Raw genomic sequence first — 14,357 nt, forward strand, 5'->3', positions numbered from 1 at the left:
TTATTGTTTTTCGCCATTCAAGAGAATATTTCACCCCTTAAAAAGCTCACCTCTGGTTAGCTAGTCCAATTTATAGCGCTCAAGTCGTTGTATTGCAAAGTATTTGTCATGCACAAAAAGCAGCCGATTGACTCATTTTTCAACCAGCCGCCATCCTCGAATCGCAACGAAACAGGAGTGGTAACAGCCTTGGAAACTCGATCAGTTTGGAGAGAAGAAATAATCTGTTACCATTTCGGAATTATTGGAGCGCGACCCGGAGCATTAAGAAATATTTAATAATCCGCCGTTACACTCGCTACTTTTTTATGTTCAGGGTAATAAATGAAAGCAGTTTCCGTGGTGATCCCCGCCAAAAATGAACAAGACAACATCCGTCCATTAGTCACCGAAATCGTGACGGCGCTGACGCCGGTACAGGAAAACTTCGAGATCATCTATATCGATGATGGCAGCGATGACAATACCCTTAATGTACTGAAAGAATTGCAAACGGAAATGGGCGCACAACTACAAATCGTGCGGCATAAAAACAGTTGTGGGCAGAGCACGGCGGTACGTTCCGGGGTTAAAGCGGCCAATTATCCGTGGATTGTCACCCTGGATGCAGATGGTCAGAATGACCCGGCTGATATCCCGGCAATGTTAGTTAAAGCTGCACAGTGCCAGGCACAACACTTCGCCGTATGTGGTTACCGTAAAAATCGTAAAGATACCGCCTGGAAACGATTTCAAAGCCGTTTTGCCAATAAAATCCGCTCAGCCATGTTAGGTGATGGCACGCCCGACACAGGCTGTGGACTAAAAATATTTCCTCGTGAAACGTTTTTAGAACTGCCCTACTTCAGCCATATGCACCGCTTTATCCCGGCATTGGTAAGACGTGCAGGTGGTGAAATCATCATCAGTGTGGTGCACCATCGCGACCGCATGGCCGGCGTCTCTAAATACAATATGCTCAATCGTGCCTGGGTCGGTCTGGTGGATATTTTCGGCGTGATGTGGTTACAAAAACGCAGCCGTATTGCCGAGTACATCGAGCCATGACACAAAACTCGGTGCAACTGCGCCAAATTTTAAAAGGGGTAGGATTAATTCTTACCCTTTCCGTTGTCGCCATATTCTTGTCCAGCGTTGATTGGGGCGGTCGTTTCGGGGTTGAGTGGCTTAAATCTCATGTAGAGCAAAATACGTATACCGGAATGCTGCAATTCGTATTGTTATGTGCCGGTCTTAGTGCCGTGGGTATGCCCAGGCAACTATTGGCATTTGCCGGTGGATTCCTGTTCGCAACCTGGATGGGCACGTTACTTAGTACCTTGGGCGTTACCCTTGGCGCGGCTTGCTCTTATGCAGTTGCCAGACTGATATTGTCCCGCACCATCGCTGCCCGGTATTTCGGGAAACAACGCAGTATTGGACGTTTTTTGCAGCAACAGACGTTTCGCAAAACCCTGACAATTCGACTATTGCCTGTCGGTAATAACCTGCTGACGAATTTAATTGCTGGCACCAGTCACACACCCGCGCGACGTTTTCTGGGTGGTTCCTTCGTTGGTTACTTGCCACAAATGCTGATTTTCGCGCTGGCTGGCTCAGGCACCTCAGTAGGCTCTTCGGCCAAACTTTTCCTCGGTGTTGCCCTGTTTATCATTGCAACGTTACTCAGCTGGCACCTGTACAATAAAACACGCAAGCAAGTACCGCTTGATTGGCAGGAAGAATCGGAAGTTTCCCAATCATGAGTCCATCCCAACACGTATCTGCCGACACACTGCGCAAACTAGGCTGGTTATTGGTGGCAGTTGCCATCGTAGTCATCTTCGCCGGGATGGGGATGCGCGCGCCCTGGCCGGCTGACGAGCCCCGTTTTGCCCAAATTGCAAAAGAGATGGTCGAAACGGGCCAGTGGTTTTTCCCAGCCCGCGGTGGCGAGTTATACCCGGATAAGCCGCCCGTGTTCATGTGGACAATTGCACTGTTTTACAAACTGACAGGCAATCTGTCGCTGGCCTTTTTATTGCCCTCGGCCTTGTGCGCATTGTTAACGATATTCCTGGTATATGACCTGGGCAAACGTCTTTGGTCAGCGCAAACCGGGTTGATTGCCGCGGCATTATTACTGCTGACACTGCAATTCACCTTACAAAGCAAAACTGCGCAAATCGATGCCATGGTGTGTTGTTGGATCACGCTCGGTTGTTATGGCCTGATGCGCCATTTCTGTGACGGGCCAAACTGGCGTTGGTATTTTATTGCCTGGTTTTTTATGGGGCTGGGCGTGATTACCAAAGGCGTCGGTTTCTTACCGTTACTTATGCTGATCCCTTTTTTCGCTATGCGCAAATGGCGTCCGCAGCCTCGGGAAATCACCGGCAAACCTAACTGGTGGCTCGGTCCGTTATTTTTCCTGCTGGCTATTGGATTATGGGTTGTGCCGATGCTGCTGTTGGTTGAGCAGGCTAATAATCCGGCATTCGATGCCTACCGCGACAATATTTTGCTTAAACAAACTGCCAAGCGCTATGCAGACTCCTGGCACCATATTAAGCCTTTTTGGTATTACCTGGTCGAAGTTATTCCTGTCTTCTGGCTGCCGCTCAGCATGATGATACCCTGGTTAATTAAACCCTGGTGGCAAGCCATTAAGCAAGGTGACCGCCGCATTGCCGTTCCCCTGATATGGGTTATGCTGGTGATCCTGTTTTTCAGCCTGAGCCCAGGGAAACGTGGCGTTTATATGTTACCGGCGGTGCCCATGCTGGCGCTGATTTGCGCACCATATTTGCAACAACTACTCAGTCGGGCATGGCCTAAACGCATTCTGTGGAGCATAGTGCTGTTGATTGCTGCCCTGCTCACATTAGCCGGCGTCTTAGGTTTGCTGGATCTGCATCTGATGGCGAAATTGAACGACCAGTACCCTGTCAGACCTTGGTGGATGCTGGTGACACTGGGTACTATTGGACTGATAATTTCTGTGGCCACCTACCGTAAACCGGCAAATAGCTGGCTGTTGTTCGCGCCTGCGCTGTGGCTCATATACAGCTTGTGGGGTTATGCCGTTTTACAACCGGTCAGAACCCCGGTGAATGTCCTGCAGAATTTAGCAAAAGTGCATGATGTCAGTCGCCCAGTTGCGATGCTGGATTTCCGTGAACAGTTTTTATTGTTCAGCCGCTGGCCAACCTATCACTTTGGCTATCATGCCGACCATAATCTGGAATACCAGCAAGCTTGGCAATGGTTGCAGCGCTATCCGGATGGTGTAGTGCTTGCCCCCGCAGACTTGCCGCTCGTTTGCTTTGATTTAAGTAATGCAACCTCGCTCGGCAATGCCCATCGCCGGGATTATTACGCGCTGACTATCAATAACGCCCTGCCCAGCTGTGCAGCCCCCACTGATTATCGCGAATATTATTATTTACCCACCGAGCAATACGGCAATTTTTAAGAGACAATTAAGAAACCACTAATACACTGATTTCCATCATCAATGTATTAGTGGTTTTGTAATGAGAATACTTGCCAGCCTGTTTGCCCTGTTTAGCCTATGTGCCAGTGCCGTCACTGCGCCAAATTTTGTGTTAGCCCACCCTCAACTGCCGGGCAGCTTGCAGGACTTGCAGGGTAAAGTCGTTTATTTGGATTTCTGGGCGTCCTGGTGTAAGCCCTGCGTGAACTCTTTTCCATTTATGAACCAGCTGCAGCAAGACTACGCAGCAAAAGGTCTGGTTATCGTTGCCGTGAATGTGGATGCCAATCAGGCGGACGCAAACCAGTTTCTTAAGCAATTGCCCGCCACCTTCCCCGTGGTGTTTGACCCACAGGGTGAGATTGCCGGCAAGTACCAGTTACCCGGTATGCCTACCAGTTACCTGATTGATACCCAGGGCAATATCCGTTTCGCTCACAAAGGCTTTTTGCAAAGCAAACAAGCGGACTATCGCCGTGAAATTGAAACCCTGTTAGCCGAGGAGTCGTCTGATGCGCAGTAAACTTCAAAAACTCGCCCTTGCTCTTTTAATTGCCCAACTCGGTGGTTGTGCCTCATTAGGCGTTCAACCTTGGGAGCGTGACTTGTTAGCCAAAGATGAAATGGCGCTGGATGCCGAAGGCGTCGACATTGGTCTGGATGATCACATTTACTTCAGTAAAGAAGCGACCAGTGGTGGACGTTCGTTTGCCGGTGGAGGTTGCGGATGCAATTAACCAAATCATCATCCATTTCACTGGCATTAGCTGCGGCCAGTGCGCAATTGCTTAGTAATGGCGCGCACGCAGAGGAAACCAATCAGTGGCAGTTCGATACCGCAGTGCTGTATTACGGAGAACAGGATCGTGTCACCGCCGTTGAGGGTGTTATTAATGCCAAAAAAGACTTTGGCGATAACCACATTTTTAATGGCAAATTGGTCATCGACGGTTTAACCGGCGCGTCTGCCAATGGTGCCGTGCCGCAATCGACACCGCAAACCTTTACCCGCCCGTCTGGTAAAGGCGCGTACACTGTCGCCGCGGGTGAAGTACCGCTAGATGATACCTTCCACGATACCCGCGTTCAGGCCAGTGCCCAATGGACCCAACCGTTGTCTGATACCCTAACTGGCAGTATCGGCACCAACATTTCCGCCGAATATGACTATTTCTCTGTGTCGGTGAATGGCTCATTGGCAAAAGACTTTAATCGCAAAAACACCAATTTGTCCGCGGGGCTGTCTTTAGCTTACGACACCATCAAGCCTGAAGGCGGATTACCCGTGCCGTTTAGCAGCCAATATGTGTTTGGCGGGTTCAATGACGACGAGTTTGAGGATCAGGATGATAACGGGATTGATGATGATCGCGATGAGTACGACGCGACGCGCGCTAAAAGCAGCGACAGTAAAACGACTGTAGACCTGTTATTTGGCATCACTCAGGTCATCAATCGCCGTTTATTAGTGCAGGCCAACTATGGATATTCCCAGGTAGATGGCTATCTGACCGACCCATTTAAAATGGTGAGCGTGGTGGATAATCAGGGACTGTTGCAGCAGAACCTGTATGAAAACCGACCGGATTCGCGCACCAAACACAGCATTTTTGTGCAGGGTAAATATGCATTTGATCATGCTGTAGCAGACGTATCGTATCGCTTTGCAACCGACGACTGGAAAATCGACTCCCATACTATCGATACGCGTCTGCGCGTAAATCTGGGGGATGGCCACTATATCCAACCGCATCTGCGTTTCTATCAGCAATCGGCAGCAGAATTTTACCGCCCATTCCTAAATGATGGAGAGGCCTTACCGGCCTACGTCAGTGCCGATTATCGTATTGGTGAAATGGATACCTATACGGTCGGCCTCAAGTACGGCATGCCGTTAAATGGTGGTGATGAACTGGCATTCCGACTGGAGTATTACCAACAGTCTCCAAAGAACGCCGGATTCGACGCACCGGGTGACTTAGCCAATCTGGATCTGTATCCTGCTGTTAAGGCATTGATATTTCAGGTCAGCTACCACTTCTAATGCAACCCACAGTTCAAATCAGCAAGGAAAACGACCACATTTGTGGTCGTTTTACCGCCATGGCCAGCCCGTGTGAAATCTTGCTGGAGGTGGACTGTGCCGATGCAGACGCCATTATTCACATGGCGGCACAGGAAACCTGGCGAATTGAGCGCAAGTTCAGTCGCTATCGCAACGATAACCTGATGCATGCGATCAACAACAGTGATGGCCGGCCGGTCCCCATAGATGCAGAAACTCATAAGCTATTGATGTTTGCTGATACCTGCTATCGCCTCAGTGACGGTCTGTTTGATGTAACCTCAGGGGTATTGCGTAAACTATGGCGTTTTGACGGTTCAAACGTTATTCCAAGCCAGGCTGAAGTAGACGCCCTGCTACCATTTATCGATTGGCAACAAATTAAATTTGATGAGGACTTTGTTGTTGTTCCTGCCGGCGTTGAGCTGGATTTTGGCGGCATCGGCAAAGAGTATGCGGTGGATAAAGTCGCACGATTAGTTCATTCGTTGTCACCCGACCACTCGGCACTGATTAACTTTGGCGGTGACCTGCAGGTTACCCAACCACGTCAGCACGATAAAACCTGGTTCATTGGGGTGGAAAACCCATTGGAGCCAGGACAGGCCGGCAAAGTGTTACAAATCCAGTCGGGCGGGCTTGCCACTAGCGGCGATACAAATCGTGTCATCGAACACAATGGCCAGCGTTACGGTCATATTCTCAACCCAAAAACCGGTTATCCGGTCGAGTTCGCACCCCGCTCCGTAACTGTCGCCGCGCAATTTTGCGTGCAAGCCGGCATGCTGGCCACCCTTGCCATGCTGCACGGTAAGCAGGCGGAGTCCTTTCTCAACGAGCAAAACGTTCACTACTGGTGTATTCGTTAATAGATTGTTGAATTTTTAAGTTATTGCTAAGTTTCTAGGTTTATCGTTAACACTGACATGACCAATTTGTGGAGACTCTGTGGTAACTGTTTCGCGAAAATGGCTGTACGCTAGTTTACTGCTCGCTGTCCCTCAAGCGTTTGCGTGTGAATCAACGCCACAGCGCGAATATATTGTTCATCCCATATTCGATGAGAATGAGGCAGAGACCTATTGGTTTCATCGTCTGGCCAATTACCTGCATATCGACACTCGCCAAAGCACGCTGGAAAACGAGCTGGCTTATCTGGCTACCTGTATCGAGGGCAGCATCGATCTCGATGAAGTCGCCCGGCATTTACGCAGCAAGCGCTATATTCGCGACGCCAAAGTAACGCTGGATAACAGTAGTGAACAGCCGGTGCTTAAAGTAGAAACCTGGGATAACTGGTCATTGCTGCCCACCCTCGATTTTGGGCGCAAAGGCGGCAAAAACCATTTCGCTGTAGGGATTAAAGACCGCAACCTACTTGGTTATGGCATCGACGCAGATTTTGAATATTTTAGTGATGCACAACGCACCGGTTACAAGCTGGACATGGATATACCGCTTTATCTGGGTTACAACGCCAATGCCTTAGTACGGCTGGTAGACAATGACGATGGCGAACAAATCGGCCTGGGCATCAATAAGCCCTTTGTCAGTCTGGGCTCTCGCTGGGGCGGATTGGTCTACACCAACCATGAAAAACGTATCGACACCCTGTTTTATGGTGCCAGTGGCGAAGTTAACTTTGCGCAGGAGGTGCACCAAACGAACCTGAGTTATGGCCAGTTATATGCCGCTGATGATTTTGTAAAGCGCTGGCATATCGGTTTCGAGCAGGAAAAACACAGCTTCACCGACATCCCGGCTGAACTCGCGCTGCAAGACCGTGATCTGAACTTTATCTGGGCGGGCGTGGAATGGCTGCAAAATGACTTTCATGTCTTACAGGATGTGCATTTAATCGGGCATATCGAAGATTTTAATCTGGGTTGGCAGCTAAAATTATCTGCCGGCTTCAGCCCGTCCAACAATACCACAGCGCAAACCTGGCAAACACGCGGGAGTGTCAGCAAGGGCTTCTCTCTGGGTGAGAACTGGCTATTACTCAGTAAAGCCAATTGGCGCTGGCGCTACAACAACGATATGGGCCATCAAGTTCTGGCGTCGGTGCAAAGCGAGTCGTTTTATACCCTCAACAAAACGTTTGCCTGGTACACCGGCGTGTCGCTGGATGTCCTGAATAACGCCTATGCGGATGAGCCTCTGACTCTCGGCGGCGACAGCGACTTTCGCGGCCTGCCACTGCAATATCAGCACGGCGAGCGTACAGTAAAAATCACTAATGAGCTGCGGTATTACCCGCATATCAATTTGTGGCGTCTGTTTGAACTGGGCGGTGCGGCGTTTTATGACGTCGGACGCGTCAGCGGCGACGCGCAAATCATGCCCGCGTATCCCGGCTGGCTGCAAAGTGTGGGTATCGGCGCACGCTTTTTTTCCACCCACTCCAGTGACCGTCAAGTCGTGCACATCGATCTCGCCCACCCCATTGGCGATGATCCCAACCTGGATAATTTTGAAATTCGCGTAGAGGTAAAACATGCGTTTTAAGTGGTTTAACGCGTTACGCGAACGTCCCTTGCAAAGCCATTGGATGATTGCCCTGTTAGCTCTGCTCTATACCGGGATTTATAATTTGCCGTTTTTTAAACGGCTGATTCAGGTATCCAGCGAAGACGGCATATTGCCTGTCGGTTTTCTGCTAGCGGCGGTGGGGCTGATTTTCTGCCTGCAAATGGTGCTGTTCAGCCTGTTGCTGTGGCCCAAAATTGGCAAAGGTTTGATTGTCATCACCACCCTGCTAGCTGCGCCCGTGATGTATGCCGGATGGGCATATGGCACGCTGTTTAATTACGACATGATCGAAAATATCATGCAAACCAATCAGGCCGAAGCCAGCAGCTATTTTAGTCTCAGTGCCACATTGGTGTTTTTGTTGACTGGCCTGTTACCGGTCGTCTGGATCATGAATCAGCGCGTTCAGTATCGCCGCTGGTATAAAGAACTTGCCATGCGTATCGGCATGATTGCCGCCGCCGCGATATCGCTGTGGGGGATTGCCCAGTTTTATTATCAGGACTTTGCCATAACCGGGCGTAATCATACGGAATTACGTCGTTTACTCTCACCGTTCGAATTCAGCAAAAGCACAATCAAATATGTGCGCGCCAATTACTTTATTGACCCTACTCCATTTAGCGTATTGGACGAATCGCCGACGCTGGATCCTCAGCAAGCACCGGATGTCATGGTGCTGATGTTAGGCGAAACCGCGCGGGCGCAGAACATGGCGTATTATGGCTATGGGCGTAATACCAACGAATACACAGCAAAACACACGATGCGCGTATTACCGCCCACGCAAAGTTGTGGCACAGCCACGGCCGTATCCGTGCCCTGCATGTTTTCATTCTTATCCCGCAGTAATTACGATGCGGATATCGCTCAGAATCAGGACAACATCCTAGATATTGCCCAGCGCGCCGGCTTTGCGGTGAGCTGGATTGATGATGATGGTGGGTGTAAAGGAGTGTGCGCGCGGGTGCCGACCATTACCGTCCCTGTTGACGCCAGTGATCCTTTATGTGACGGCCATACCTGTTTCGACGAGGTCTTAGTCCGTGAATTACAACAGGTGCTGGCTACCCCATCGGAAAAACCACGCCTGATTGTGATGCATATGATTGGCTCCCATGGCCCCACCTATTACAAGCGTTATCCGGCTGATTTTGCGAGATTTCTACCAGATTGTCCGCGCGCGGATATCCAGCATTGCAGTCAGCAGGAAATCATCAATAGCTATGACAACACCCTGTTGTATACCGATTTTGTGTTAAGCGGCATCATCGACACACTGGCAGCGCATCCGCAGCTAAACAGCCAGTTTGTCTACATCTCAGATCACGGTGAGTCGCTGGGTGAAGATAACTATTATCTGCACGGTTTACCCTATGATATGGCACCCGAGGTACAAAAACGTGTGCCTTGGTATCTGTGGCAAAATCAGGGAGTCTCGCCGGATTGCCCGGTCGATGCTGCTACCATCAGCCACGATAATTTGAGCCACACCCTGCTTGGTTTACTCGGCGTGCAGTCCAGTGTGTACGACCCCGCGCTGGACTTATTCAACGGTTGCTAATCGCTGCAATAAAAAAGCCCCGCAAATGCGGGGCTTTTTTATATTGATAGCAGATTAAAGTTGCACACCCAGGCGGTTGGCCACCTCTTCGTAGGCTTCTACTACGCCACCCAGTCCCTGACGGAAACGGTCTTTATCCATTTTTTGCATGGTTTCTTTGTCCCACAAACGGCAACCGTCCGGACTAAACTCATCACCCAACATGATTTCGCCGTTAAACACACCGAATTCCAGTTTGTAATCCACCAGAATTAAGCCAGCCGCATCAAACAACTGTGTCAGTACCTGATTCACTTTAAAGGTCAGCGTTTTCATCTGAGCCAGTTGTGCTTCTGTTGCCCAACCGAATGCAATCGCATGAGATTCGTTGACCATTGGATCATGTAACGCGTCGTTTTTCAGGAACAATTCAAACGTTGGTGGATTCAGCGTCATGCCTTCCTGCACGCCTAATCGACGCACCAGTGAGCCTGCCGCACGATTGCGCACCACACACTCTACCGGGATCATTTCCAGCTTTTTCACCAGCGATTCTGTATCGCTCAACAGGGCTTCCAATTGAGTCGGAATCCCGGCTTCCTGCAGCTTGGTCATAATGAAATGGTTGAACTTATTGTTCACCATGCCCTTGCGTGCTAACTGCTCGATACGCTCACCATCAAACGCTGAGGTATCGTTTCGAAATTGCAAAATCAACAGATTAGGATCGTCTGTGGTAAAAACTGTTTTTGCTTTACCACGGTACAGTTCGGCGCGCTTTTCCATTAATCGGGTCTCGTAATTAAAGATCGAGGTTGTCTTCTGCCATTACCGCAGAAAACGGCGAATACAGGTCTTTTAATGCTTGCGCATCAAACACCTGATTGTCTTTGTTCAGGAAGGTAATTGAGGTTTGACGGCCCAAATCACCCACCTGTAAATGGTATTCTTTCTGTTCCAGTTTAAGTCCTTTGTCAGAACCAAACAGGCTGTCCCACCAACTGCTTTCCTTGCCCTGGAAATCAGCATAAATCAGGCCGCTGGATTGATCCAAATCGGTGACATTGAAGCCAAGTTTTTTCAGCACCAGCAACAGGCGCGGCCAGGTTACCTGGAAGTCACCCTCAACCAGCACAGCCGCCTGACCTTTGGCGTCAAAGCCCAGCTCAGATTGCAGGCCTTCGCGAATTTTCGCTGCTCGCTCAGCATTGGCAATCAGCAATTGATTCTCATAGTGGGCCAGCACTTTATTCAGCATATCCACTTCGGCACGACGGGTATCAATGTCTTCAATGGTGGCATTGATCTGCTCGTTCAGGGTTTCCTGATAATCTCGCAGGTGCGCCGTCAATACTGCACTGCGCCCGTGTGGTTTCATTTCCAGACGGAATTCAAACTGCTGCGCCACTTTGCGATCTACGCTACTGGTGCTTAGCCATGAGCTGCTTTGCTCCTGATACACCAGCCAATCTGTTACCAGAGCCTGTTGGTCTTTATCAAAGCTCATTACGCCGATATTTTGCTCTTCCAGATAACTTAATAAGTTATCCCACACCTGGGTATCTAACGGTTTGCTGTCGTCGACTTTGTCGAACATTACCATGGCATCACGACTGCCTTCTTCAACGTGTGAGCCGCTAACGGTTGCCAATACCAGATGTGGGGAAGAAATATCCAGCTTCTCACCGACCAACTGACGCGGCGCATCTTTGCCTATCTCAGGAATAGCATATTCATTACTAAATTCGGGCTTATCCAGACCTGCTGGCACCTGCAACGCATCACGTTGTTTCACTTTGGTATAGTCAAAGTCCCCATTTGCCGTGCGGCGACTTTCCATAGAACTACAACCGGCGAGTGCCAGACCAATGGCTAACGACAGTACAACTTGTCGATTCATGCGAACTCCTTTAATCAATCAGGCCCATATCGAGCATGACCCTTTCGATAATCTTCTTGTTATTTGGTTCCGCACATACCATGGGTAAGCGGATAAAGTCCGATTCCGTCAGCCCCATACGGTACAAAGCGTACTTCGGCATAACCGGATTCGGTTCAATAAATAATGTTTTGTGTAGCGGTATTAGATGGGCATTGATCTGATTAGCAACCTCATGCTCCCCAGCCAGCGCCGCATTGACCATTTTTGCCATCAATGCCGGTGCAACGTTATTGGTAACAGAAATAACGCCATCACCACCTTGGCAAATAAACTCACAGCCGGTTTCATCGTCGCCACTTAACAATACAAAATCGTCAGTGACACCCGCTTTGATCTTGCCAATCCGCGACAGGTCACCAGTCGCTTCTTTAATACCGACAATCTTTGGGTGCTGTGATAAGGCAATCACGGTTTCCGGCAGCATATCCGCGACTGTGCGACCCGGCACATTGTAGAGCAGTACCGGTTTATCCGTGCTATCGGCAACGGCCTCGAAGTGGGCAATCATGCCACGCTGTTGAGGTTTGTTGTAATACGGCACGACACTGAGAAAACCGTCTACGCCCAGCGGTGCCATAGCCTGACTCAGTTCGATGGCTTCGGCGGTGGAGTTAGCACCACTGCCGGCCAATACCGGAATCCGCCCGGCGGCATAATCCACGGTCGCCTTGACTACGGCAATGTGCTCATCAACCGGCAGTGTTGCTGACTCACCGGTCGTCCCTACCGAGACGATACCATGGGTGCCTGCGTCAACATGAAAATCGACCAGCCGCTGCAATGCGACGAAATCAACATCGCCGTTTTCATGCATGGGGGTGATTAGCGCAACAATACTACCTTTGAACATAGGGGCTCCGTGCTAAATACGCGCCCGATGATACTGACCGCCCCCCTAAATTACAAGGCGAGCGCAAGCGAACTGCGCAATCTTTAGGCAAATTTGGCCGATTAATTTTCACGCGGTTTTGAACACAATTTTATCCATGCTTGATCTGTTCGCCTGCTGTCACCATATCAGGCCCTGACAAGTTAAAAAGGAGCCATCATGCAAATGCTACAAGCGGGCCAAACTGCCCCCGATTTTACCCTGCCAGATGAAAACAATACGCCAACAACATTAAGTCAGTTTCGTGGTCAGAAAGTGCTGGTGTATTTCTACCCCAAAGCCATGACCCCGGGTTGTACCGTGCAGGCGCAGGGTCTGCGTGACAGCAAAGCCGACCTCGATACCCATGGGGTCAAAGTACTGGGAATCAGCACCGATCCGGTTAAGCGATTGCCAAAATTTATTGAACGGGACAATCTCAACTTCACTCTGCTATCCGATGAAGATCATACCGTGGCCGACAAGTTTGGAGTGTGGGGACCGAAAAAATTTATGGGCCGGGAATTTGATGGACTGCATCGCATCAGTTTCCTGATCGATGAGAACGGCACTATCGCCCATGTGTTTGATAAATTTAAAACCAAAGACCACCACGAGGTGGTGCTGGCTTACTTAAATCAGTAAACCAGCCTCAGGCGAATTACGACTCGCTAACTGCAACGCTTGGTTGGGATGTTTCCGACCAGGCGGTGCCCACCGCTTTAACCAGTGTGGCCAGCGGGATAGCAAAGAACACCCCCCAAAAGCCCCACATACCTCCGAAAAACAACACGGCAATAATGATATACACCGGATGCAAACTCACCGCTTCGGAAAACAGCAAAGGCACCAGCAAATTGCCATCTAACGCCTGAATGATGGCGTACGCGGTCATCAGATACCAAAAATCTGCCGTCACACCCCACTGAAACAACGCCACCACCGCGACCGGAATGGTCACCACTGCCGCGCCGATATACGGGATCAACACGGATAATCCGATCAATACACCGAGCAACAACGAATAACGTAAATCCATCAGCGCAAAAGTAACCGCAGACGCAGAGCCAACAATCAGGATTTCAATCACTTTACCGCGAATGTAATTGATGATTTGTCCATTCATCTCTACCCCAACCTGTTTGATCAGGCGGCGTTCACGCGGTAACAACCGACCAATGTGAGTCAGCAATACCTGCTTGTCCTTGAGCATAAAGAACACCATCAAAGGCACCAGAATGAAATAAATCAACAAGGCTGCCACATTCACTAATGATCCAAACGATTCGGTTATCAACTCTTGGCCGTATTGCACAATATGGTCATTAACTGATTGCCATAACTGCTGAACCTGCTGCGCATCGACAAAATCCGGGTAGCGTTCAGGCAACATCAGCATCCATTGTTTGGTTTTGGCCCAGATTGCAGGGGTTTCACTGAGCAGATTAACGCCCTGTTTAAAAACCAGTGGCGCCAAACCCAGCAACATAAACAGGAATAGCGTGACGGCAATCAATACCACCAGGCTGGTGCCCAGCGTGCGCCCCACGCCCAAACGGGCCATACGTTCCACCGGCCAGTCCAACAGGTAGGCCAATACAATCGCCACAATCACCGGCATCAGCATATTGCCCCAGAACGCCAGCACTAACACCGACACCAGAATCAGTGCTGCGAGTGTCGCGGCATCCGGATCAGAAAACTTACGTTTGTACCACTGACTAAAGATCTGGAACATCTGGCTCATCCATCGTTACAAAAAGTTTCAGCTCTATCCCTTGTGGGACAGGGTTATAACAAAAATCGATATTTTCTCGGCGCAACCAGTTCACAATATCCTGATGCTCACGCCGTTCACTAATCAACAGTCTGGCTGGGTGATGACGAGGCAAATCGGCAATCCAGCGTTTGCTGGTCAACAGCGCCATAGGA

At 49.8% G+C, this 14,357-nt stretch carries 15 protein-coding genes; 10 read left to right on the forward strand and 5 right to left on the reverse strand.

Annotation, left to right across the window (positions count from 1 at the left end; translation table 11 throughout):
* The first annotated feature begins 324 nt into the window (after positions 1–324).
* From TK45_RS07660 to TK45_RS07700, 9 genes are all read left to right on the forward strand, one after another.
* Positions 325–1,047 (forward strand): glycosyltransferase family 2 protein, encoded by a 723-nt coding sequence (locus TK45_RS07660; protein WP_131258060.1) that lies wholly within the window; start codon positions 325–327, stop codon positions 1,045–1,047.
* Positions 1,044–1,745 (forward strand): TVP38/TMEM64 family protein, encoded by a 702-nt coding sequence (locus tag TK45_RS07665; RefSeq protein ID WP_131258061.1) that lies wholly within the window; start codon positions 1,044–1,046, stop codon positions 1,743–1,745. The genes TK45_RS07660 and TK45_RS07665 overlap by 4 nt, the downstream gene beginning before the upstream one ends.
* Positions 1,742–3,454 carry a glycosyltransferase family 39 protein gene (locus tag TK45_RS07670; protein WP_131258062.1) on the forward strand — a complete coding sequence of 571 codons (1,713 nt, stop codon included), beginning with the start codon at positions 1,742–1,744 and terminating at the stop codon, positions 3,452–3,454. Before TK45_RS07665 ends, TK45_RS07670 begins: the two co-directional genes overlap by 4 nt.
* Positions 3,455–3,515: 61 nt before the next feature.
* Positions 3,516–3,998, forward strand: a complete 483-nt coding sequence (locus TK45_RS07675; RefSeq protein WP_131258063.1) for a TlpA disulfide reductase family protein — start codon at positions 3,516–3,518, stop codon at positions 3,996–3,998.
* Entirely contained in the window at positions 3,988–4,212 is a 225-nt protein-coding gene (locus tag TK45_RS07680; protein WP_131258064.1) for a DUF4266 domain-containing protein, read from the forward strand. The genes TK45_RS07675 and TK45_RS07680 overlap by 11 nt, the downstream gene beginning before the upstream one ends.
* Complete coding sequence (locus tag TK45_RS07685) at positions 4,203–5,519, forward strand: DUF3570 domain-containing protein (protein ID WP_131258065.1); 1,317 nt, start codon at positions 4,203–4,205, stop codon at positions 5,517–5,519. Before TK45_RS07680 ends, TK45_RS07685 begins: the two co-directional genes overlap by 10 nt.
* The gene (locus TK45_RS07690; protein ID WP_254426564.1) at positions 5,519–6,409 is read left to right on the forward strand and encodes an FAD:protein FMN transferase; all 891 of its coding nucleotides are present in this window, start codon (positions 5,519–5,521) and stop codon (positions 6,407–6,409) included. Before TK45_RS07685 ends, TK45_RS07690 begins: the two co-directional genes overlap by 1 nt.
* Positions 6,410–6,488: 79 nt before the next feature.
* Positions 6,489–8,048: a ShlB/FhaC/HecB family hemolysin secretion/activation protein gene (locus TK45_RS07695; RefSeq protein ID WP_131258066.1), complete on the forward strand. Its 1,560-nt coding sequence runs from the start codon at positions 6,489–6,491 to the stop codon at positions 8,046–8,048.
* A complete protein-coding gene (locus TK45_RS07700; protein ID WP_131258067.1) occupies positions 8,038–9,636 on the forward strand; it encodes a phosphoethanolamine transferase in 1,599 nt (532 codons plus the stop codon). The genes TK45_RS07695 and TK45_RS07700 overlap by 11 nt, the downstream gene beginning before the upstream one ends.
* Positions 9,637–9,690: 54 nt before the next feature.
* Here the strand turns inward: TK45_RS07700 and purC are convergent, their stop codons facing one another.
* From purC to dapA, 3 genes are read right to left on the reverse strand one after another with little or no spacing between them, the layout of a single operon-like run.
* On the reverse strand, positions 9,691–10,401 hold the full coding sequence (purC, locus tag TK45_RS07705) for a phosphoribosylaminoimidazolesuccinocarboxamide synthase (protein ID WP_131258068.1): 711 nt from the start codon (positions 10,399–10,401) through the stop codon (positions 9,691–9,693).
* Between the two features lie 16 nt (positions 10,402–10,417).
* Positions 10,418–11,515: an outer membrane protein assembly factor BamC gene (gene bamC, locus TK45_RS07710; protein ID WP_131258069.1), complete on the reverse strand. Its 1,098-nt coding sequence runs from the start codon at positions 11,513–11,515 to the stop codon at positions 10,418–10,420.
* A 10-nt stretch (positions 11,516–11,525) separates the two neighbouring features.
* On the reverse strand, positions 11,526–12,407 hold the full coding sequence (gene dapA / locus TK45_RS07715) for a 4-hydroxy-tetrahydrodipicolinate synthase (RefSeq protein WP_131258070.1): 882 nt from the start codon (positions 12,405–12,407) through the stop codon (positions 11,526–11,528).
* Positions 12,408–12,605: 198 nt separating this feature from the next.
* Here dapA and bcp point away from each other — a divergent pair, with 198 nt between their 5' ends.
* The gene (gene bcp, locus TK45_RS07720; protein ID WP_131258071.1) at positions 12,606–13,070 is read left to right on the forward strand and encodes a thioredoxin-dependent thiol peroxidase; all 465 of its coding nucleotides are present in this window, start codon (positions 12,606–12,608) and stop codon (positions 13,068–13,070) included.
* A gap of 16 nt (positions 13,071–13,086) precedes the next feature.
* Here bcp and TK45_RS07725 read toward each other — a convergent pair whose 3' ends face one another.
* The gene (locus tag TK45_RS07725) at positions 13,087–14,163 is read right to left on the reverse strand and encodes an AI-2E family transporter (RefSeq protein ID WP_131258072.1); all 1,077 of its coding nucleotides are present in this window, start codon (positions 14,161–14,163) and stop codon (positions 13,087–13,089) included.
* Positions 14,147–14,353 carry a hypothetical protein gene (locus TK45_RS07730; protein ID WP_131258073.1) on the reverse strand — a complete coding sequence of 69 codons (207 nt, stop codon included), beginning with the start codon at positions 14,351–14,353 and terminating at the stop codon, positions 14,147–14,149. The genes TK45_RS07725 and TK45_RS07730 overlap by 17 nt, the downstream gene beginning before the upstream one ends.
* Between the last annotated feature and the right edge of the window lie 4 nt (positions 14,354–14,357).

The sequence above is a fragment of the Bowmanella sp. JS7-9 genome (assembly GCF_004329715.1).
In the GTDB taxonomy this organism is placed as follows: domain Bacteria; phylum Pseudomonadota; class Gammaproteobacteria; order Enterobacterales; family Alteromonadaceae; genus Pseudobowmanella; species Pseudobowmanella zhangzhouensis.

Bases quoted from the DNA above. Each gene is read 5' to 3' on its own strand.
- TK45_RS07675 (WP_131258063.1), top strand. From the start codon at position 3,516: ATGAGAATACTTGCCAGCCTGTTTGCCCTGTTTAGCCTATGTGCCAGT.
- TK45_RS07680 (WP_131258064.1), top strand. From the start codon at position 3,988: ATGCGCAGTAAACTTCAAAAACTCGCCCTTGCTCTTTTAATTGCCCAA.
- dapA (WP_131258070.1), bottom strand. From the start codon at position 12,407: ATGTTCAAAGGTAGTATTGTTGCGCTAATCACCCCCATGCATGAAAAC.
- TK45_RS07685 (WP_131258065.1), top strand. From the start codon at position 4,203: ATGCAATTAACCAAATCATCATCCATTTCACTGGCATTAGCTGCGGCC.
- TK45_RS07725 (WP_131258072.1), bottom strand. From the start codon at position 14,163: ATGTTCCAGATCTTTAGTCAGTGGTACAAACGTAAGTTTTCTGATCCG.
- TK45_RS07670 (WP_131258062.1), top strand. From the start codon at position 1,742: ATGAGTCCATCCCAACACGTATCTGCCGACACACTGCGCAAACTAGGC.
- TK45_RS07730 (WP_131258073.1), bottom strand. From the start codon at position 14,353: ATGGCGCTGTTGACCAGCAAACGCTGGATTGCCGATTTGCCTCGTCAT.
- TK45_RS07700 (WP_131258067.1), top strand. From the start codon at position 8,038: ATGCGTTTTAAGTGGTTTAACGCGTTACGCGAACGTCCCTTGCAAAGC.
- TK45_RS07660 (WP_131258060.1), top strand. From the start codon at position 325: ATGAAAGCAGTTTCCGTGGTGATCCCCGCCAAAAATGAACAAGACAAC.
- TK45_RS07665 (WP_131258061.1), top strand. From the start codon at position 1,044: ATGACACAAAACTCGGTGCAACTGCGCCAAATTTTAAAAGGGGTAGGA.
- bamC (WP_131258069.1), bottom strand. From the start codon at position 11,515: ATGAATCGACAAGTTGTACTGTCGTTAGCCATTGGTCTGGCACTCGCC.
- bcp (WP_131258071.1), top strand. From the start codon at position 12,606: ATGCAAATGCTACAAGCGGGCCAAACTGCCCCCGATTTTACCCTGCCA.
- TK45_RS07690 (WP_254426564.1), top strand. From the start codon at position 5,519: ATGCAACCCACAGTTCAAATCAGCAAGGAAAACGACCACATTTGTGGT.
- purC (WP_131258068.1), bottom strand. From the start codon at position 10,401: ATGGAAAAGCGCGCCGAACTGTACCGTGGTAAAGCAAAAACAGTTTTT.